We start from the raw sequence: 19,024 nt of genomic DNA, 5'->3' as shown, positions 1-19,024 counted from the left end.
AGCCTTGGTCTTCGCCTCGGCTCTGGGCGTCACAGACCATGCCTCCCTGTCAACTGAATACCGCAATCCCCCGGTGTTGCCAACCCTTTTGAGGCATCCGATGCCGTGTGACGACATAGTGCCGTCTGACGATGGCATCGGATCATTCAGATGACGTGGTCGCATGATTGCCGCCCGAGGAGAGACCTGTTGACGCCGGATGTATCACCAAACCCTTGCCGTGCTCCTGGTAGGTGTGATCACAATGGGCTTCATGATCGACGGTGCACCCGGCGCCGCTCTCGATCCTGCATCGGACGACGGCACCGCTCGCTGGCAACGGGCCTCGGCCCTGTTCGATGCATGGCATGAGGGCGACGGTCACGCAATGGACGAGCTCGTGCGTCTCATGACGCCCGTGCTGTGGCACGTCGTGCGCGCCTACGGACTCGAACGCACACTCGCCGAAGACGTCGTGCAGACCACCTGGCTGCAGCTCGTACGGGGTCACGGATCGATCGCCGACTCGAAGGCCGTGTCCGCCTGGCTCACGACGACCGCCCGCCGCGAGGCCTGGAAGGTCGGCAAGGCACACGGCCGGATCGACACCGCCGACTCCGACGACCTCGACGTGCTCCTTCCGGAGCAGGCGTCCGCCGAAGAGCACGCCGCGATCGGCGATGAGAGACGGCGCCTCTGGATGGCCGTGCGACGCCTGGCCGAACGCTGCCAGCGTCTGCTGCGCGTCATCGCCTTCGAGGATCGCCCGGATTATGCGCGCCTCGCCGAGGAGCTCGCGATGCCGGTGGGAAGCATCGGTCCGACGCGGCAGCGCTGCCTCGCGAAGCTCCGCGACCTGCTCGAAGCCCCGACGGCCCCGACGCCATCGAGAGGTGTCGCATGAGCGAACATGAGGATGCCGAGATCTTCGCCCAGTTGCGCGCACTCTGGGCAGATGTCGACCCGGTGCCCGCGACCCTGATCGATCGGATGGTCGCCGCGGTCGCGGCAGACGGGTTGATCCACGAGTACGCGCTGCTGACCCTGGTCGAGAGTGAACTGGGTCCGGTGAGGGGAGATGCCGATGCGCTGACCCTGCAGTTCAGCGACGGCGTCACCAGCATCCTGCTGCATGTGACGACCTCGGCATCCGGACGCCGACGCGTCGACGGGTGGGTCGACACCGCGGCCGCCGAGATCGCGCTCGTCCAGGGCGAGAGGTCTCGCGCGACGGAGCCCGCCGAAACCGGACGCTTCTCCTTCGACGACGTACCACCCGGACTCACACGGGTGCATCTGACGACGACCGGCGTAGATGGGGGACCCCGCACGCTGTCGACGCCGCAGTTCGAGATGTAGACCGCCTTCGGGCATAGGGGCGGGGCCACCCGCACGGAGAGGATGACCGATGGAGCAGCCCAAGGGGTGGACGTGGAGAGACCGCGCGGAAGGCTCGATGCAGCGAGGGGCCGCGCTCGATCCGAGCCTCGAGCCTGTTGGCGGCATCCGAGCTTTTCCGACCGCGTACCTTCCGGAACGACTGTTGATCACGCAGGACCTCGACGACAACGAGGCCTTCGATCGTGAGATCCGCACGCTCCGCGATTCTGCGGACAGCTTCGGCTGGCTACTCGAGATCGAGCAGGGCGACGGCACCTTGCGCGAGCTCGTCCCCGGGGTGCCGGGTTTCCTGCGCGCGCGCCTGACCACGCCGGACCAACCGAGCCGCGGGGAGTCTCCGGTCGCACCGGATGCGTGGAGGGTTCTGCAGCGGGCACGCCGCATGTCGAGATCGACGATGCCGCGCACAAGCCTTGAGCACGTGCTCTCGATCGACCCCGTCGGGCTCAATCCCTTCAGTCATACGAACCCGTTCAGCCACACGAACCCGTTCAGCCACACGAACCCTGCGGGAGGAGAAAGGGGTGGGGGTGGTAGCGAGGACTACCTCGCCTCCGGTCGCGGGGGCCGACAGCCTGTGAGCTGGGTAGGGCCCGCACCCCAGCGGAAGTCCGCACCTCGCAGAGGACGCAGACCAGTCGTCGCCGTGCTCGACACCGGGTGCGGAGAGCACGAGTGGCTGCCGGATGACATCGTCACGCGTGACGTCACACTCGACGGGGCACCCGTCGGCGTGGTCGACGACGCAGACCCAGAGCGCTTCCCCGACCTGTACGGGCCGCTTGATGGCGGCATCGATCCGGTCGCCGGCCACGGCACGTTCATCGCCGGCATCGTGCGGCAGACGGCGCCTGACGCTGACATCCTCTCGATCCGTATGGCCGGGGGGCTGGGCGTCGTCGATGAGAGCACCTTCCTGACAACGCTCGCCCAGGTCATCGAGCTGCTGCGCAGACACCGCGAGGACCCGAAGACCGGTCATCCCATCGACGTGCTGAGCCTCTCCCTCGGCTACTACCACGAGACTCCGTTCGATGGACTCTTCACGCTCACCCTGAATGCCCTCCTGTCCACGGCACGGGAACTCGGATGCGTGGTCGTCTGTTCGGCTGGCAACGACACGATCGACCGACCCTCGTTCCCCGCGTCGCTGTGGGATTGGCCGGGCGCCGACAACGGGATCGGGCATGACACGAACGCTCCGCTTCTCGCCATCGGCGCACTGAATCCGTCGTCTCGGACGGTCGCGCTCTTCTCGAACGTCGGCCCCTGGGTCCATGCTTATGCGCCCGGAGCAGCCGTGGTGAGCACCTCTCCGACGTTCGTCGGCGGTGAACAGGCTTCGACGCGAGCCGACTTCGATGCGCTGCACCGCGAGACGATCGATCCCGACGACTATCGCGGCGGGTTCGCGGTATGGAGCGGGACTTCCTTCGCTGCTCCCTTCGTCGCGGGACGGATTGCCGCTCGCCTCGGCACTGTGCCGCTGAGAGGTGTCGGGTCGGAGGTAGCATCCGCAGCGGTCATCGATGTGCTCGCGGACCTTCCCCTCTCGAAGGGAGGCGCCTGAGCCGCAGCCCTCAGAGGTGATGGGTGCTTCCGCGGCGAGCGCACACCGGGCATGCTGATCAGATGATTCTGTCCTCTGAGGAACTCCACCGTCGCGGGGTCGAGGCAGCGAACGCACGTCGGTTCGATCGCGCTCGACGCGCGCTGGATCTGGCCGCTGCGCGTACCGAGGACCCTGACCTCCGTGCCCGCATCGATGGAACGATCGCGTACGTCCTCGACCAGACCGGTGAGCACTCCTCCGCGGAAGCGCTGTCGCGCGAGCTGCTCCGACGCGAGGGACTGAGTGCGAACACGATCGCGCTCTTGAGTGGCCAGCTCGGAATCCTCCTCATGCACGCCGGGAATCTCGACAGCGCCGACAAGCTGCTCACGCGCGCGATCGACACCATCCCTCGTGGGACGATCGAGTTCGCGAACCTCCTGATGAGCCGATCCATGGTCTTGATGCAACAGCATCATCTCGACCGGTGCGCCGCGGACCTCCTCGATGCAATCGAGGTCTTCGAAGCCACGAACGCCATGGAATCCCTCGCGAGAGCCCGCCACAACCTCGGCTACACCGCGCTCCTCCGCGGCGACCTCGTCGCCGCCCTCCAACTGATGTCCGAATCTCGCCCCGTGTTCGCCGAAACGAGCGAACTGGCCACGGCGATCAGCGACCTCGATCGCGCTGAGGTGCTTCGTGACGCCGGACTGACCACCGAGGCAGAAGTCCTGCTCGGCGAGGTAGTCAAGCGATTCGGCGCCCAGCGCATGCGGCAGGCGCGCGGGGAAGCTGAGTACCACCTCGCCCGCTCCCTCCTCCGCCACGACCTCGTCGCCGCCGAGCGCACCGCGACCGCCGCAATGCGTCGCTTCACAGCACTGCGCAGCGACGGGTGGGCCGCACGATCCGAAGCGCTGCGCCTGGAGGCACGCACCCGCGCGCTACCTGATTCACCACCACCAGCTGCGGATTTCTCGGTCGCCACCGCCGCGCTCGTGCGGAACGGATCTCACGCCGAGGCGACGGCACTGCGCATGGTCGCACGTCTCGCCGGCCACGGGCGAATGCCCAAGATCACTCAGGACGACCCCACCCCGCTCCAACTGCGAGCCCACGAAGTACGCGCGCTCCGTGCCGTGGGCCGGGGGCGCAACACCGAGGCTATGCGCGCCGCGGCCGACGGCCTCGACCTGCTCGCAGGATGGCAGCAGTCGTTCGGTGCGCTCGACCTGCAGGCCTCGGTGGCGATGCAGGGGAGCGAGCTCGTCTTCGCCGGGCTGACTGCCGCCGCCCGCACCCGCGATCCGGAGACGCTGTTCGCCTGGTCCGAGCGCGCACGGCACCTCAGCCAGCAGGTCGCGCCGCTACGCCCTCCGCACGACGACGCCCTCGCGACGGATCTCGCGGAGCTGCGGATGCTGCGCGCCGACCTCGCAGGTCACGACTGGACGACCGATGCCCGCGTGCGTGTGCTGCGCGATCGGGTGCGGGAACGGCAGTGGTCCTCGACCCGCTCCGGGGGCACGAACGAACGTGTCGACCTCGCCGAGACCACGGCGCTGCTCGATGCGGATACCGCGGTGCTCGCCTACGTGTTCACCGGCACGGCGCTGCACTGCGTCATGGTGACGGCATCCGCCGCGCGCATCGTCGACCTGTCGCTGTCACGCGTACGGGCGGCGCTCGATGGACTGCGCGCCGATCTCGATGTGGCCGCGCTCACCCGCGGCGGGCTGATGGCCGAGGTGATCGCCCGCTCGCTCGACGCACGCCTGGCCGTGCTCGATACCGAACTCGTGGCCCCCGTGCGGGGGTCGGCGCGGCGGCTGGTCGTGACCTCGCCCGGCATCCTGGCCGGAGTGCCGTGGGCGATGCTCCCCGGGATGCACGGCACCCCGTTCACCCTCGCGACGTCGGTGTCGCGGTGGAGCGCCGATCGTCGGCGCCCCCTCGAGGAGAGCAGTCGTATCGGATTCGCCGCGGGTCCGCGCGTGCCACGCGCCGGTGAGGAGATCCGGCAGGCCGCCGCGGCGTGGGGCGCATCCCCGGTGCAACTGCACGGACCGGAGGCGACCGTCACCGCGGTCACGGCACTCGCCGGCACCACCGATCTGCTGCACATCGCCGCTCACGGCCGACACGCGGTCGACAACCCGTTGTTCTCGGGCTTCGAGCTCGCCGACGGCACCCTGTTCGGCTACGACGTCGATCTGATCCCGACGGCGCCGGCGACGGTCATCCTGTCGGCGTGCGAGCTCGGACGCTCGTCGGTGCGATGGGGCGAAGAGGCTCTGGGCATGACGAGAGTGTGGCTGCACGCCGGCACCCGATGCGTGATCGCGGCGCCGGTCGTGGTGCCCGACGACGTGGCGAGCGAGTTGCTGAGCGCGGTGCACACCGAGCTCGCGCGCGGAGCGGATGCGGCGACAGCACTCGCACAGGCCTCCGCGGAGACCGGGCACCGCGCTCCGTTCCAGTGCCACGGCAGCGGATTCTGAACTTTTTCTCCATTCGGTGTATCACCGGGGAGGGTGCCCGCTCCTGATCTTCGGAAGGTGTCATGCGGAGGGCCCCGGAGGTACGGGGCGCAAGGGAGGCGCAACAACGGAGAGTCCTGTGCACTGGGGAGTGCGGGATGACACGGACATCGACTACTCAGAGGGACGCGCGGTATGCAGCCGCGGCACCCTCGCGAAGGCCTCGGCGTGTTGGGGACGCCGAGGCCTTCGTTCTGCCCCGGCGATCAGGATGCTGCCGCCCCGCCCTGCAGAGTCGTGATCTCCGCACGAGCGGCCGCCACGATCTCATCGTTGGTGTGCGCGTGACCCCAGAGCCCCCATCCACCGGGGGTCGCTTCGATGAGTGAGACCCAGGTGCGCTGAGCGAGCGAGTCGTCTCCCGCTGCGCGCGCGACGAGATCGGTCAGTCGTCGCACGACGGCGATCTGCTTCTCACGGTCGAGGGCTCCCGCGTTCGTCAGCACCTGCACCCGCACATGGTTCGAGGCGCCATCGACGTTGGAGATGCTGCCCTCGGGGAGCTCGTGCACGAATGCGGCGGTGTTGATGCGGAACATCGGGATGTCGGGCACCTGCTCGACGTCTTTCACCGTCGCCGCGGCCTCGACGGCGAGCGCGTGCACATCGGCGAAGGTTCCGACGGTGGCGTAGATATCGATCATGGGCATGGTGACGCTCCTTGCGGTCGGGACCCATCATGAATATGACGGTCGTCATAGACGATAGAATATGATTATCGTCATAGTCAAGAGAAGGAGGCGACATGGTCACCGACGCACGCGATCGCATGGTGCGCACCGCTGCCCTCCTCTTGGCGAAGCGGGGCCTCCAGGGAGCATCCTTCTCCGAAGTTCTCACCGCCTCGGGTGCACCGCGCGGGTCGATCTATCACCACTTCCCCGAGGGGAAGGACCAGTTGGTGACCGAGGCTCTCGCACTCGCCCAAGCACGCGCCTTGGCAGCACTCGAAGAGCATCGCGACCGACCCGCCACAGAGATCGCGCAGGCGTTCGTGCAGCTGTGGCGCGACGTGCTCGTCGCCTCCGACCACCAGGCAGGATGCGCGGTCGTCGCTGTCACGGTCGCCACAGAGGACCGGGCCCTCATCGAGACCGCGGCGGCCGTCTTCCGCGACTGGCAGGACACTCTTGCCGATCTTCTCCGCACGGGAGGCGTGTCCGCCGATCGCGCCGCCTCGCTCGCCGCGCTTCTCATCGCCGCGAGCGAAGGGGCGGTCATCGTCGCCCGAGCGCAGGGCTCACTCCAGCGATTCGACGCCGTCGCCGACGAGCTGATCGGCGCCGTCGCCTCAGCGAGCTGACCCCGTCGCACCTCACCCGCCCGCGCCCGACATGAAGGAGATCTCGACCAATCGCGCGATCGCCAGCCTCAGACACTCGTCGCACCGTTGATCACGACGGTCGTGGCGATCGTGGTGATCACCACGACGGCAAGCCCCGCTGTCGGCACCCACCAGGTCTCTTTGCCGCGCGCGTGGAAGACCAGGATGAGCACGCTGGACAAGACGACGCTTCCCAGACTCACCCACAACTGGGCCCGCCACGCTCCAGCCACGGCGTCGTACGCACACTCATCTCCGCATCCGGCGATGAGGAGCGTCTGCATCAGCACCCAGTAGCCTGCTGCTCCCGCGACCAGCACCTGCACGATCAGCAGGCCGAGAGCCACGGCGCGGGAAGTGGGGCTCTTGTGCACGGGCACCGTCATGACGGTAGACCCTACCCCGCGAGCAGCACCTCGTGACCGATCTCGCGGAGCGCGGCGACGGCATCGGCCCCGGCGACACCGACAGCGGACCGCACCCGCACCGCATGAGAAGCTGGACCGTGATCGAATTCCGGCCAGCCGACCCTGCCGATGCCGAGGACATGACCGAGGTGCAGAACGCAATCTATCGCGCGGGACTCCGGGCGAGCCCGGTCGATGTCGCTGTGATCAGAGAGCGTTACCTTGCTGTCGAGCACACCGTCGCGTGCACTGTCGCTGTTCAGGGCGGCCGCGTCGTCGGTTTCCAGTCACTCAAGCGGGCATGGCCGGACAACCCGTACGACGTGACCGTGGGGTGGGGGATCATCGGCACCCACATCCACCCGGATGCTGGACGCAGCGGCATCGGGCGCCGGCTCTTCGCCATCTCGCTGTCAGCGGCGAGGGCCGCCGGGCTGCGACACATCGACGCGACGATCGGTGCTGACAGCGCACCAGCACTGGCGTACTACTCAGCCATGGGCTTCGCCCCGTACCGAGAGGGAGACGGCGCCATCCCGCATCGCCTCGACCTCTAGGCGTACTGACGATTCCGTCGACGCGCCGTCACGCGACCTTCACACCAGGCCTTGTCGCCACGCACGCTCCGTGCTCAGCTCGACGAGATCGCCGACTTCTCCTGCCCGCGTCCCTCACGCGCAGGATGCAAGCCTGACCCGATCAAGCGCAGTCCGCGCTCCCTACCCCGCGAGCAGCACCTCGTGACCGATATCGCGGAGCGCGGCGACGGCATCGGCATCGGCCCCGGCATCCGTGAGCACGGTCGGGAAGAGTTCCACGCCGCCGACCGCCGCGAACGCGACGACGCCGAGCTTGCTGCCGTCCGTCACGACCACCGCGCGGCGGGCGCGCTCGGCCATCATGCGGTTCACGGCGGCTTCGCGCTCGTCGTGCGTGGTGGCGCCGGATGCGGCATCCATCCCGTTCACGCCGATGAAGGCGATGTCGAGTCGCACACCGCGCAGCAGCTGTTCCACGAAGGGCCCGACCAGTTCGTAGCTGCGCGAGTGGATGACGCCGCCCGTGACGACGACCTTGATGTCGGGGCGCGTGGCCAGCTGCGCGGCGATGTTGACCGCGTTGGTGACCACGGTGATGCCCGCGGCCAGGTCGTCGCGTGCGGCGAGCGCCGCGGCGATCGCCGTCGTGGTGGTGCCGCCCGACAGTCCGACGACCATGCCGGGTGAGACGAGGGCGGCCGCGGCCTGGGCGATGCTCGCCTTCTGGTGGGTGCGCAGGTGGCTTTTGTAGCGGATGGGCAGCTCGTACGCGACGGCCTGCGCCACCGCACCGCCGTGGGTTCGGGTGAGCAGACGCTGCTCGGCCAGAGAATCGAGATCGCGACGGGTGGTCGCGGCCGAGGCGCCGAACTGGTCCACCAGCTCATCGACCGTGACCTCGCCCGCCTCGGCGAGCTGGTCGAGGATCGCATTCAGGCGAGCGGCGCGCTTCATGACCGCCCCCGGAAGAGCGGCGGCAGGTCGCGGGGTCTCATCCCGCCACCGTATCGTCCTCGGCGAGGGCGAACAGGCGCAGCAGCCGCGCCGCCTCCATCGACAGCGCTTCGCGCGCCGGCACCAGGTACTTGCGCGAGTCGACCAGGCGGTCGTCGGCCGCGAGCACCGAGCGGACGGCGCGGGTGAAATGCCCGTTCAGATGTGTCGACACGTTGATCTTCGTCATGCCGGCGCGCACGGCATCGGCGAGCACGGCGTCGGAGACTCCGGATGATCCGTGCAGCACGAGAGGCACGGGCAGCGCGGCATGCAGGCGACGGATCAGATCGAGGTCGAGCGCCGCCGTGCGGTCGAGCATGGCGTGCGATGATCCGACGGCCACGGCGAGGGCGTCGACCCCGGTCGCGGCGACGAACGCTCGCGCCTCGTCCGGATCGGTGCGTACACCGGGCGCATGCGCACCGTCCTTCCCGCCGACCTCGCCCAGCTCGCCCTCGACGTAGACGCCCGCCGCGTGCGCGCGCGTCACGACCTCGGAGGTGACCGCCACATTCTCGTCGTAGGGGAGCGCTCCGCCGTCGAACATCACGGAACCGAACCCGAGGTCGATCGCCTCGTCGACCAGCTCCGGCCGCTCGGCGTGGTCGAGGTGCACCGCGACCGGGAGCACGGCGCGGCGGGCGATCGCGAGGGTCGCGAGTGCGATCGGCTCGAGTCCCCCGTGGTAGTCGGCGCAGTTCTGCGAGATCTGCAGGATCACCGGCAACTGCGCGAGCTCGGCCGCGCGCACCAGCCCCTCGGCGGTCTCGAGATGGATCACGTTGAACGCGCCGATCCCGCGGCCGTCGGCGGATGCGGTGGAAACGAGGTCGCGGGCGGAGACGAGGGTCACGAGAAGTCCTTCGGGACGGGGCGTGAGACACGCAGGTGTGAGGCGAGCTCGGCCCAGCGGGGGGAGATGTCGCCGGCGAGAGGCATCAGCACGGCAGCAGCCGACCAGGCCGTCGCTCGACGGAGGATCTGCTCGGCATCGCGCTCTCCCTCCGCGTAGAGCACGGTGCACGCCGCCACCGCGGCATCGCCGGCGCCGGTCGGGTTGCCCGCGAGCGGTTCATCGAGGCGGGCATGGACGAGGTCGGATGCCGTGACGGCCAGCATCCCCTCGGCACCGAGCGAGAGCAGCACGAGCTCGGTGCCGCGCTCGATCAGCGACCGCGCGCCGGCGACCGGATCGGCGATGCCCGTGGCCTCGGCGAGCTCGGCGCGGTTGGGCTTGAGGACGGATGCTCCCGCGTCGGCAGCGCGAAGCAGCGCGGGGCCGGAGGTGTCGACGATCACGGGTACGCCGGCGTCGCGGCCGACCCGGATCAGCAGCGGCAGCAGGCTCTCGGGGGCGCCGGGAGGAAGGCTGCCCGAGACGACCAGCACCCGTGCGCTCGGGAGGGAGTCGACGACCGCGGCGAGCAGCGCCCCCCACTCCTCGTCGCTCGGGTTGACGCCGCGCTCATTGATGACCGTCGTGTCGCCGAGTGCGGCATCGACCACCGCGATGCTGCGCCGCGTGTCGGCTGCGACCGGGATGAGCGAGTGAGGGATGCCGCTGCGCCGCAGTTCCTCAGCGAACTCGTCACCGGTGCGGCCGCCCACGGTCGTGATGGCGTGCACCGACGCACCCTGAGCGTGCGCGACCCGCGCCACATTGAGCCCCTTGCCGCCGGCGCGCACGGCACCCGCATCCGCGCGGTGCGTCTCACCGACCCTCAGACGCTCGACGTGCCAGGTGAGATCGAGGGCGGGGTTCGGGGTGACGGTGAGGATCATGCGACCTCCCGCGCCCGCAGCGCCGCCCCGAGCAGCCCGGCGTTGCCCGAGAGCTCCGCCGGCACGAGCACGGGCAGCCGGTGGAAGCTCAGCCTGGCCGCGAGTCGGGTGCGGAGCTCGTCGAACAGCGACCCGCCCGCCCGCGAGAGCCCGCCGCCGATGACCACAGCCTCGGGAGCGATGACCGCGGTGATCTGCGCGAGCGAGAGGGCGAGGGCATCGAGCGCCGAGTCCCAGATGTCCCTGGCCGCCGGGTCACCGGTCGCCGCACGGGCGATGACATCCTTCGCACCGTTCGGGGCGACGCCGGTGGCCTCGTGATAGCGGCGGGCGATGGCTCCGGCCGAGGCCACGGCCTCCAGGCATCCGCGTGCACCGCAGGGGCAGATCGGCCCCTCGGCGACGGGAGAGTGCCCGATCTCGCCGGCGTATCCCCCGGCGGTGTACGGCACGCCGTCGACCAGGATGGCGCCCGCGATCCCCGTGCCGATCACGAGCACCACGGAGTTCTCGTAGGCGCGGGCACCGCCGAGCAGATGCTCCGCCCAGCTGGCCGCGCGCACGTCGTGATCGAAGGCGACCGGGAGTCCGAGACCGCGGCTCGCCAGCTCGCGGAGGGGAGAGTCCTGCCACCCCAGGTTGCTCGCGAACACGCCGATCCCGGCATCCGCATCGACGATCCCGGGCACCACGAGCCCCGCGGCCTGCGGCACGACGGCGGGATACGCCGCACGCAGTTCGGCCGCCAGCACGCCCAGTCGCTCGATGATCGGCGCGGTGCGGTCGCCGTCGACGACCGGCGTCGGCGTGCGCCGCAGGCCGAGTGTCGTGCCGTCGGCGTCGAACAGCGCCGATTTGATGTCGGTGCCGCCCACGTCGAAGGCCAGCACCGGGGCGCCGGGGCCCAGCGTGCGCACGGCGGCGAGCGCCTCCCGCTCAGACCTGGTCATCATCGGTTCCGATCAGACGTCGATGTCATGCGTCCAGGATGACGGAACGGGTGAGGTTGCGGGGCTGGTCCGGGTCGAGTCCGCGCACGAGGGCGCGCTCGAGGGCGACCCGGTGCAGACGCACGAGGTCGGCCATCGGATCGATCGGATGCTCCACGAATCGTGAGCCTGTCGCCTCGACCTGCGCGGCGAGGCCCTCCGGCGCGGCGCCGAACTGCCAGGTGACGCGGCCGGGAGCGGCGATGGCGAGCGGACCGTGCCGGTACTCCATCGACGGGTACGACTCGGTCCACGACTGCGACGACTCCCGCATCTTCAGCGCCGCCTCATGGGCGAGCCCGACGGTCCATCCCCGACCCAGGAACGTGTACTGCTCCGCGTCGCGCAGCTCTTCGTCCTCCAGAGGCGCCGCGAGCACCGCGGCGGCATCCTCGATCGCGGCGGTGAGGTCTTCGCCGAGCGAGGCGCGGAAGAGCGCGAGCGCGGTGGTGGCGAAGCGTGTCTGCACGACCGACTGCTCATCGGCGAAGGGAAGCAGCACCGCGTCGTCGACGAGCGAGACGAGCGGCGACTCCGGGTCGCCGATCACGCCGATCGTCGGAACGCGCCCCTTGATCCGTTCCACCAGTTCGAGGACCTCGGTGGTGGTGCCCGAGCGGGTGAGTGCGACGACGGCGTCGTACCCGCGGTCGACGAAGGCCTCGGATGCCGCGAACGCATCGGTCTCGCCCTGCCCCGCGCTCTCGCGCAGGGCGGCGTAGGACTGCGCCATGAACCACGAGGTTCCGCATCCGACGACGGCGATGCGCGCTCCGGCGACCGGAAGAACAGCCTGCGCGTCGCGCAGATCGGCAGCCGCCGCCCAGGTCTCGGGCTGCGAAATGAGCTCTTCGCGCATGTGCGCGCCGGGCGACGATCCAGTCATCGAAGTGCCTTTCTGGTCAATCTTTGCGTGATTGTGATTGTTTTGGCCTGCAGTCGATCATAGTATGGCGTCCATGATCATCCGCAAAAGGATTTTCTTGATTTGTTTATTCGCCTGACAAATAATCGAACAAGTTTCATCACCCGGAGTCAAGCCCTATCGGCTCCGAACCCCGAGCTCGACCGGCTCGAACGATCGCAGATGCCACCCGGCGAAGCGATCACCACGCACTGTCGCGTGAAGTGCTTTGCGACTGTGCACCGCGCCCCCTCCACCCACAGCAGAGACCTCCTCACGGAGCGATCTCGGGTGGAGCGGCAACCCACACACAGTGAGGAATGCAACACACATGAAGAAGTCACTGCGATTCGGCGCTGTCGCTCTTGCGGCAACCGCCACACTCACGCTCGCTTCGTGCGGCTTCGGCGGCTCCACCGGCGACAGCGGCGACGCCGGCGGATCGACGACACTCGACCTGCTCGTGCCCAGCTACTCCGACGGGACCAAGGCGAACTGGGAGACCGTGATCAAGGGATTCGAGAAGGCGAACCCCGACATCAAGGTCAAGCTCGAGGTGCAGTCGTGGGACAACCTCGAGAAGGTCGTCTCCACCAAGATCCAGGCGAATGAGGCTCCCGACATCTACAACGGCGGTCCGTTCGCGGGCTTCGTCGGCGATGAGCTGCTCTACGAGGTCAAGGACGTCGTCTCGGATGACACCTACTCCGACTTCCAGGACTCGTTCCTCGCGAACGCCGAGGTCGACGGCACGGCGTACGCTCTGCCGCTGATCGCCTCCGCCCGTGCACTGTTCGTCAACAACGCCCTGCTCGACCAGGCCGGCGTCGAGGCGCCGACCGATTGGGACTCCCTGCTGGATGCCGCAACCAAGGTGTCGGCACTCGGCGGCGGCGTCGCCGGCTACGGCATGCCGCTCGGCTCCGAAGAGGCGCAGGCCGAGGCGGCCGTGTGGCTGTGGGGCGGCGGCGGTTCGTTCGGCGATGCATCCGACATCACGATCGACACCCCGGAGAACCTGGCCGGTGCCGAGCAGATCAAGAAGATGATCGACGCCGGTGCGACCCAGGCCGACCCGGGCTCGACGCAGCGCTCCCCGCTGATGGACATCTTCATCCAGGGCAAGATCGGCATGCAGGTCGGACTCCCGCCGACGGTGGGCCAGATCGCCGAGGGCAACCCCGACCTGGACTACTCCATCGTGCCGATCCCGACCAAGGACGGCTCGCCCTTCACGCTCGGTGTCATGGACCAGCTCATGGCGTTCCAGAACGACGGCGACAAGCAGGAGGCGATCAAGGCGTTCTTCGACTACTACTACTCGGCCGACGTGTACGTGCCGTGGGTGCAGGCCGAAGGCTTCCTCCCCGTCACCAAGTCCGGCGCCGAGCAGCTCTCCGGTGAGGAGGCACTCAAGCCCTTCCTCGACGTGCTGCCCGACGCGCAGTTCTACCCCTCGACCAACCCGAAGTGGTCCGCCACCGACGGCGCCTTCAAGTCGCTGTTCGGGCAGCTGCAGTCGAAGCCGGCACAGGACGTGCTGACCGAGATCCAGGCACAGGTCGACGCGGGCTGACGCCCGCCGATCGGAGAGGTTCGGGTACACCATGAGCCAGAAGACAGAGTCCTCGAACCTCGCGGGGGCGGCCACCGGCCGCCCCCGCACCCCGAGCGCCGACACCGCGAAGCGCGGTCGCCCCGGCGCGAAGGACCTCATCCAGGCGCTGCCCTGGATCGCACCCGCACTGGTGCTCATCATCGGCGTCGTGCTCTTCCCCGCCGGCGTGATGTTCTACAACTCGACGCGCGACATCTCGCTCTCGGGCCTCGACAAGGGCTCGGTCGGGTTCGACAACTTCGCCACGGTCTTCGCCTTCGCCGAGTTCTGGCCGATCTTCTTCCGCACGATCGTGTGGGTCGTCGCCGTGGTCGTCTTCACGGTCGTGATCTCGCTCGGTCTCGCGCAGATCCTGAACAAGGCCTTCCCCGGCCGGCAGATCGTGCGCATGGCCGTGATCGTGCCGTGGGCGGCATCCGTCGTGATGACGACGATGGTCTTCTACTACAGCCTCGAGCCGTACTTCGGGGTCTTCAACAAGTTCCTGTACGACATCGGACTCTCCTCCGACTCGGTCGGTTACGGGTGGACCAAGAACCCGACCACGGCGTTCATCTGGTCGATCGTGATCGCGATCTTCGTCTCGCTGCCGTTCACGACCTACACGATCCTCGCCGGGCTCCAGTCGGTGCCGGCCGATGCGATCGAGGCGGCGAAGATGGACGGCGCCGGCCCCACCCGCACCTACTGGTCGATCGTGCTGCCGCAGCTGCGCAGTGCGTTGGCCGTCGCCATCCTCATCAACATCATCAACGTCTTCAACTCGCTGCCGATCCTCAAGGTCATGACCGGATCGATCCCCGGATACGGCGCCGACACGATCATGACCATGATCTTCAAGTACATCGAGTTGCAGAAGAAGGTCGATGTCGCGAGCGCCCTGTCGGTGGTCGCCTTCCTGATCGTGATCCTGATCGTCGCGGCCTACGTGAAGATCGTCAAGCCCATGAAGGAGGTCTGATCGTGACCGTCACCGAGACAGAGCTCGTCACCACCGCAGGCCGCGGCGGCCGCAGCATCCCGCCGATTCCCGGACGCAAGCGCCGCTACACCGTCGATCAGGTCACCCTGCCGCGCGTGATCCTGCGCACCGCCGCCGGCTTCCTCGTGCTCGCGATCTTCGTACTGCCGTACCTCATCATGTTCTTCGGCTCCGTGAAGACGAAGTCCCAGATCCGCTCGGTCGACCCCACCTATCTCCCGACCGAGTGGCACTGGGAGAACTTCATCACGATGTGGTCGACGCCCGAGACTCCGTTGCCGTACAACCTGATCTCGACGATCGTCATCTCCGTGTTCGCGACGCTTCTCGTGCTGGCCGTCTCGCTGCCGGCCGCGTACTACACGGCGCGCTTCACGTTCCCCGGCCGCATGGTGTTCCTGTTCCTCGTGATCGTCACGCAGATGCTGCAGCCCGCCGTGCTGACCTCGGGTCTGTTCCGCCAGTTCACGACGCTGGGCCTGGGCGACACGTGGGTCGCCATGATCTTCATCAACGCGGCGTTCAACCTGTCGTTCGCCGTGTGGATCATGCACTCCTTCTTCGCAGGCATCCCGAAGGAGATCGACGAGGCCGCGCAGATCGACGGCGCCGGACGCTTCACGGTGCTCTTCAAGATCAACCTGCCGCTGGTATGGCCGGGCATCGTGACCGCGATCGTGTTCACCTTCGTGGCGTGCTGGAACGAGTTCGCGGCATCCCTCGTGATCCTGTCGACCGACAAGAACCAGCCGCTCTCGGTCGCCCTGACCAAGTTCGTGGGTCAGTACGAGACGAGCTGGCAGTACGTGTTCGGCGTCTCGATCGTCGCGATCCTGCCGGTGGTCATCCTGTTCATGCTGATCGAGAAGCGCCTCGTCGGCGGCCTGACCGCCGGCAGCGTCAAGTAGAGGGGCTCCACCGCACGCCGAGCACCGAGGTGAGCGCGGCCTGGGCGGCCCCCGCGGAGAGCGCGCCCCGCGTATCGGCATATCGCACGGGGACGACGGAGGTGCCGCGGGCCGGATAGTCCGCCTCCCGGCGCACGAGATCGAGGAAGCGATCCCCGAGCAGGGTGGCCGGGCCGCCGATCACCACCTCGGTGGGGTCGAGGAGGGCGCTGATGAGCTTGATGGCCCGGGCCAGAGCGCGAGCGCCCGCGTCGAGGTGCCGTTCATCGGCGGATGCGGCGAGCGCAGCGACCTCGTCGGGGTCCATCGCGTCGGTGAACTCCGCCCCGAGCAGGGCCGAGAGGGATGCCGCCGACTCCAGGCATCCGGTGCGACCGCATCGGCATTCCCGCGCCGTGTCGCCGAATTCCACCTGCACATGGCCGATCTCCCCTGCCCGATCGCGCGGGCCCGGTGCGAGTTCGCCGTCGAGCGTGACAGCCGCGCCGACTCCGCCGCCGAGGTGGATGAACAGACGGTAGCCCGAGGGGGATTCGTCTCTGCCGGCTTCCGCGATGGCTTCGGCGTCGACGTCGTTGATCAGCAGCACCGGGGCGCCGAGCAGTGCTTCGAAGCGGTCGGCGAGAGGCACGTCCTCCCAGGCGAGCTGCACGCTCTCGAGCACCGAACGGCCGTCGGTGGTGCCGGGCAGCTGCACGCCCGCGCCGATCACGCGGGAGCCGTACTCGGCGGAGACCGCGACGAGCGCGGCGTCCAGAGCCTCGTCGCGCGTCTCGGCCGTGTAGGAGACGCGGCGGGCATCGAGCTCGGCACCGTCCAACGCGACCAGGGAGACGAGCGCATGGGTGGGCTGGATCACGAGCACGAGGATCAGGTGGTGGCTCGCGTCGATGCTCAGGGTCGTCGCACGTTTTCCGCCCGTGCTGGCCGCCTGCTCGCCGTCGACGACGAGCCTGCTCGCGATGAGTTCGGCCACCAGGGAAGAGGCCGTCGCTGCGGTCAGCCCCGTCGCCCGGGAGATGCCCGCGCGCGTCTGCGTGCCGGGGCTCCGGAAGACGAGTTGCAGTGCACGCCGCAGGTTGGCGCGCCGAACGGATGCCTGGGTGTCGAGGGCATCGTCGCTGTTCAGCATGGGTTTCCGTTCCGGCACGCATCGGGCGAGCGCGATTGACAGATCGTATGGCACTCCGTACGCTCAGCGTAGTTAGTTTATTCACTGAACTTAGTGGTCTGCGCGCAGTCCGGTGAACAGTGTCGCCGCCTGCGAGGGAGCATCGTGCACTACCCCCAGATCATAGGACGCCCGCCGATCGTGAACTCGCATGCCCACGGCATCCGTCTTCGCAACCGCACCCTCGTGCTGCGCACCCTGATGCAGCACCCGACCGTCAGCCGCGCCGATCTCGCCCGTCTGACCGGGCTCGCGCGCCCCACCGTCTCGGAGCTCGTGAAGGGACTGCTCGACGAGGGTGTGCTCCGCGAGAGCGGGCAGAGCCGCGACCCGCGCCCGGGAAAGCCGGCCGTGATGCTCGAGTTCGATCAGCGCGCCGTGCAGGTCATCGCCCTCGATCTCAGCGCGACCGATCGCATCGAAGGGGCACTCGCCACCCCTGACGGACGCCTCGCCCACCGGCTCGTGCGGCCGACCGCCGGCGACCCCGGCCGCGCCGCTGCGGCGCTGGTGACCGAGCTCACCTCGCTCGCCGGCCACCCTCCGCTCGGGATCGGCATCGGCATGCCCACCGGAGCCCCCGCCCTGCTCGGGCTCGGCGCACTCCTCGCCGAGGCGAGCGATGCGCCCGTGCACGTGTTCGACGACGCCGACCTCGCCGCCGACGCCGAGCTGCGGTTCAGTCCGGTCGACACCGACTTCCTGCTCGTACGTCTGGGCGGCCGCATCGGCACAGCGATCAGGGCGTTCGCCGACGACGGCTCCCCCGTCGAACGTTCGACGGGAGCCCGCGAGCTCGCCCACGTGATCGCGGGTGGAGACCCGGGCGAGGACTGCCCCTGCGGACGGGTCGGCTGCGTGCACGCCTGGGCATCGGTGCCTGCGCTCACCCGGCGCCTGGAGCAGCAGCCGGATGCCGCACGCGACGACGTGCTCGCCGCCGCGGGTGGTCGCCTGGGCACCTCGCTGTCGGTCATCGCCGCCGCGGTCGACCTGCCGATGATCGTGCTGAGCGGGCCGGAAGCGATCGTGGACTCCGCCCTCGTCACCGCCGCGGCATCCGCCGTCGCCGCGGCGTCGCACCCCTCTCTCGGGCCGGTCGTGCGTGCCTCGGCTCTGACCCACGCCGTACTGCAGGGCGCAGCCGCCCGCGTGGTGGCGGCGGAGTTCAGCGCCCGCTGAGCTCGCGCCTGTTGAGCCCGGGCTCGTGGGATCCGGTCCGCGGGCCCGGTCGGGATGCGAGACTCGAGGAGGCGTCCGCGCGGATGCCGTGACCGACCGAGAGGGAATCCCGCATGAAGACACTCGTCATCGGAGCGACCGGCAGCATCGGCGCCGTCGTCGCGCGCACGTTCGACGAACGCGGACATGAGGTCGTACGGGCATCGCGCGGCGGCGACGTCTCGGTCGACGTGACCGACCCGGCATCCATCGCCGCGCTGTTCGCGCAGGTCACCGATGTCGACGCGGTCGTCGTGGCCGTCGGATCCGTGCCGTTCAAGCCCCTCCTCGAGCTCGACCGCGACGACTATGTGGCCGGCTTCACCGGCAAGACGCTCGCTCAGATCGAGGTCGTGCGCCAGGCGCTCGCGCACATCAACGACGGCGGCTCGATCACCGTGACGAGTGGCGTGCTCGCCCGCGAGCCCATCGCCACCGGCGCCGCGGCCGCCATGGCGAACGGAGCACTCGAGTCGTTCGTGATCACGGCCGCCGCCGAGGCGCCGCGCGGCATCCGCATCAACGCGGTCTCGCCCGATGTGCTCGCGAACTCCCCCGGCTACTTCGCCTCGTTCCCCGGGCACCGACCGGTCACCGACGAAGAGGTCGGCACGGCCTACGTGCGCGCGGTCGAGGGCGTGATCACCGGGCGCGTCCTGGCCGTCTGACCCGCTCCGGGTGACGAATCGCCGAGCGGATGACGGATCG

General features: G+C 68.9%; 19 protein-coding genes. 11 read left to right on the top strand and 8 right to left on the bottom strand.

Annotation, left to right across the window (positions count from 1 at the left end):
* Window positions 1-253: 253 nt before the first annotated feature.
* The 4 genes from P0Y60_02450 to P0Y60_02435 all read left to right on the top strand — a co-directional run bounded on the left by P0Y60_02450 (window position 254) and on the right by P0Y60_02435 (window position 5,436).
* Entirely contained in the window at window positions 254-883 is a 630-nt protein-coding gene (locus tag P0Y60_02450; protein ID WEK61644.1) for a sigma-70 family RNA polymerase sigma factor, read from the top strand.
* Window positions 880-1,338 carry a hypothetical protein gene (locus tag P0Y60_02445; GenBank protein WEK61643.1) on the top strand — a complete coding sequence of 153 codons (459 nt, stop codon included), beginning with the start codon at window positions 880-882 and terminating at the stop codon, window positions 1,336-1,338. Before P0Y60_02450 ends, P0Y60_02445 begins: the two co-directional genes overlap by 4 nt.
* Before the next feature lie 49 nt (window positions 1,339-1,387).
* On the top strand, window positions 1,388-2,950 hold the full coding sequence (locus P0Y60_02440) for a S8/S53 family peptidase (GenBank protein WEK61642.1): 1,563 nt from the start codon (window positions 1,388-1,390) through the stop codon (window positions 2,948-2,950).
* 62 nt (window positions 2,951-3,012) lie between these two features.
* Window positions 3,013-5,436: a CHAT domain-containing protein gene (locus P0Y60_02435; GenBank protein WEK61641.1), complete on the top strand. Its 2,424-nt coding sequence runs from the start codon at window positions 3,013-3,015 to the stop codon at window positions 5,434-5,436.
* Between the two features lie 245 nt (window positions 5,437-5,681).
* Here the strand turns inward: P0Y60_02435 and P0Y60_02430 are convergent, their stop codons facing one another.
* The gene (locus P0Y60_02430) at window positions 5,682-6,125 is read right to left on the bottom strand and encodes a hypothetical protein (GenBank protein ID WEK61640.1); all 444 of its coding nucleotides are present in this window, start codon (window positions 6,123-6,125) and stop codon (window positions 5,682-5,684) included.
* Window positions 6,126-6,220: 95 nt separating this feature from the next.
* On the opposite strand from P0Y60_02430, the gene P0Y60_02425 reads away from it, so the two are divergent.
* On the top strand, window positions 6,221-6,778 hold the full coding sequence (locus tag P0Y60_02425; protein ID WEK61639.1) for a TetR/AcrR family transcriptional regulator: 558 nt from the start codon (window positions 6,221-6,223) through the stop codon (window positions 6,776-6,778).
* A 68-nt stretch (window positions 6,779-6,846) separates the two neighbouring features.
* Here the strand turns inward: P0Y60_02425 and P0Y60_02420 are convergent, their stop codons facing one another.
* Complete coding sequence (locus P0Y60_02420) at window positions 6,847-7,185, bottom strand: hypothetical protein (GenBank protein WEK61638.1); 339 nt, start codon at window positions 7,183-7,185, stop codon at window positions 6,847-6,849.
* 32 nt (window positions 7,186-7,217) lie between these two features.
* Here P0Y60_02420 and P0Y60_02415 point away from each other — a divergent pair, with 32 nt between their 5' ends.
* Window positions 7,218-7,763, top strand: a complete 546-nt coding sequence (locus P0Y60_02415) for a GNAT family N-acetyltransferase (protein ID WEK61637.1) — start codon at window positions 7,218-7,220, stop codon at window positions 7,761-7,763.
* Window positions 7,764-7,925: 162 nt separating this feature from the next.
* Here P0Y60_02415 and P0Y60_02410 read toward each other — a convergent pair whose 3' ends face one another.
* Genes P0Y60_02410 through P0Y60_02390 form a run of 5 tightly spaced genes read right to left on the bottom strand, consistent with a single transcriptional unit; the run spans window position 7,926 to window position 12,398 of the window.
* On the bottom strand, window positions 7,926-8,699 hold the full coding sequence (locus tag P0Y60_02410) for a DeoR/GlpR family DNA-binding transcription regulator (GenBank protein WEK61636.1): 774 nt from the start codon (window positions 8,697-8,699) through the stop codon (window positions 7,926-7,928).
* Between the two features lie 37 nt (window positions 8,700-8,736).
* Window positions 8,737-9,594: a class II fructose-bisphosphate aldolase gene (locus tag P0Y60_02405; protein ID WEK61635.1), complete on the bottom strand. Its 858-nt coding sequence runs from the start codon at window positions 9,592-9,594 to the stop codon at window positions 8,737-8,739.
* Window positions 9,591-10,523, bottom strand: a complete 933-nt coding sequence (locus P0Y60_02400) for a 1-phosphofructokinase family hexose kinase (protein WEK61634.1) — start codon at window positions 10,521-10,523, stop codon at window positions 9,591-9,593. Before P0Y60_02400 ends, P0Y60_02405 begins: the two co-directional genes overlap by 4 nt.
* Entirely contained in the window at window positions 10,520-11,476 is a 957-nt protein-coding gene (locus P0Y60_02395; GenBank protein WEK61633.1) for an ROK family protein, read from the bottom strand. Before P0Y60_02395 ends, P0Y60_02400 begins: the two co-directional genes overlap by 4 nt.
* 22 nt (window positions 11,477-11,498) lie before the next feature.
* Window positions 11,499-12,398 carry an SIS domain-containing protein gene (locus P0Y60_02390; protein WEK61632.1) on the bottom strand — a complete coding sequence of 300 codons (900 nt, stop codon included), beginning with the start codon at window positions 12,396-12,398 and terminating at the stop codon, window positions 11,499-11,501.
* Between the two features lie 349 nt (window positions 12,399-12,747).
* Here P0Y60_02390 and P0Y60_02385 point away from each other — a divergent pair, with 349 nt between their 5' ends.
* From P0Y60_02385 to P0Y60_02375, 3 genes are read left to right on the top strand one after another with little or no spacing between them, the layout of a single operon-like run.
* The gene (locus P0Y60_02385; GenBank protein WEK61631.1) at window positions 12,748-13,992 is read left to right on the top strand and encodes an extracellular solute-binding protein; all 1,245 of its coding nucleotides are present in this window, start codon (window positions 12,748-12,750) and stop codon (window positions 13,990-13,992) included.
* Window positions 13,993-14,023: 31 nt separating this feature from the next.
* Window positions 14,024-14,995, top strand: coding sequence for a sugar ABC transporter permease (locus P0Y60_02380; GenBank protein WEK61630.1), 972 nt, complete (start codon window positions 14,024-14,026; stop codon window positions 14,993-14,995).
* 2 nt (window positions 14,996-14,997) lie between these two features.
* Complete coding sequence (locus P0Y60_02375; GenBank protein WEK61629.1) at window positions 14,998-15,924, top strand: carbohydrate ABC transporter permease; 927 nt, start codon at window positions 14,998-15,000, stop codon at window positions 15,922-15,924.
* Here the strand turns inward: P0Y60_02375 and P0Y60_02370 are convergent.
* Window positions 15,917-17,056 (bottom strand): ROK family protein, encoded by a 1,140-nt coding sequence (locus P0Y60_02370; GenBank protein ID WEK61628.1) that lies wholly within the window; start codon window positions 17,054-17,056, stop codon window positions 15,917-15,919. The genes P0Y60_02375 and P0Y60_02370 overlap by 8 nt on opposite strands.
* A 180-nt stretch (window positions 17,057-17,236) precedes the next feature.
* Here P0Y60_02370 and P0Y60_02365 point away from each other — a divergent pair, with 180 nt between their 5' ends.
* Together P0Y60_02365 and P0Y60_02360 are read left to right on the top strand one after the other, a co-directional pair.
* Complete coding sequence (locus P0Y60_02365) at window positions 17,237-18,277, top strand: ROK family protein (protein WEK61627.1); 1,041 nt, start codon at window positions 17,237-17,239, stop codon at window positions 18,275-18,277.
* A 113-nt stretch (window positions 18,278-18,390) separates the two neighbouring features.
* On the top strand, window positions 18,391-18,984 hold the full coding sequence (locus P0Y60_02360) for a short chain dehydrogenase (protein WEK61626.1): 594 nt from the start codon (window positions 18,391-18,393) through the stop codon (window positions 18,982-18,984).
* Window positions 18,985-19,024 lie beyond the last annotated feature (40 nt).

The sequence above is a fragment of the Candidatus Microbacterium colombiense genome (genome assembly GCA_029203165.1).
GTDB classification, from domain to species: domain Bacteria; phylum Actinomycetota; class Actinomycetes; order Actinomycetales; family Microbacteriaceae; genus Microbacterium; species Microbacterium colombiense.
Note: the sequence above shows the minus strand (reverse complement) of the source record. Positions and strands in the feature narration are given on the sequence as shown.

Coding starts and splice junctions, on each gene's coding strand:
- P0Y60_02430 (WEK61640.1), bottom strand. CDS start 6,125: ATGCCCATGATCGATATCTACGCCACCGTCGGAACCTTCGCCGATGTG.
- P0Y60_02370 (WEK61628.1), bottom strand. CDS start 17,056: ATGCTGAACAGCGACGATGCCCTCGACACCCAGGCATCCGTTCGGCGC.
- P0Y60_02425 (WEK61639.1), top strand. CDS start 6,221: ATGGTCACCGACGCACGCGATCGCATGGTGCGCACCGCTGCCCTCCTC.
- P0Y60_02450 (WEK61644.1), top strand. CDS start 254: ATGATCGACGGTGCACCCGGCGCCGCTCTCGATCCTGCATCGGACGAC.
- P0Y60_02435 (WEK61641.1), top strand. CDS start 3,013: ATGATTCTGTCCTCTGAGGAACTCCACCGTCGCGGGGTCGAGGCAGCG.
- P0Y60_02385 (WEK61631.1), top strand. CDS start 12,748: ATGAAGAAGTCACTGCGATTCGGCGCTGTCGCTCTTGCGGCAACCGCC.
- P0Y60_02440 (WEK61642.1), top strand. CDS start 1,388: ATGGAGCAGCCCAAGGGGTGGACGTGGAGAGACCGCGCGGAAGGCTCG.
- P0Y60_02420 (WEK61638.1), bottom strand. CDS start 7,185: ATGACGGTGCCCGTGCACAAGAGCCCCACTTCCCGCGCCGTGGCTCTC.
- P0Y60_02390 (WEK61632.1), bottom strand. CDS start 12,398: ATGACTGGATCGTCGCCCGGCGCGCACATGCGCGAAGAGCTCATTTCG.
- P0Y60_02395 (WEK61633.1), bottom strand. CDS start 11,476: ATGATGACCAGGTCTGAGCGGGAGGCGCTCGCCGCCGTGCGCACGCTG.
- P0Y60_02445 (WEK61643.1), top strand. CDS start 880: ATGAGCGAACATGAGGATGCCGAGATCTTCGCCCAGTTGCGCGCACTC.
- P0Y60_02410 (WEK61636.1), bottom strand. CDS start 8,699: ATGAAGCGCGCCGCTCGCCTGAATGCGATCCTCGACCAGCTCGCCGAG.
- P0Y60_02400 (WEK61634.1), bottom strand. CDS start 10,523: ATGATCCTCACCGTCACCCCGAACCCCGCCCTCGATCTCACCTGGCAC.
- P0Y60_02380 (WEK61630.1), top strand. CDS start 14,024: ATGAGCCAGAAGACAGAGTCCTCGAACCTCGCGGGGGCGGCCACCGGC.
- P0Y60_02360 (WEK61626.1), top strand. CDS start 18,391: ATGAAGACACTCGTCATCGGAGCGACCGGCAGCATCGGCGCCGTCGTC.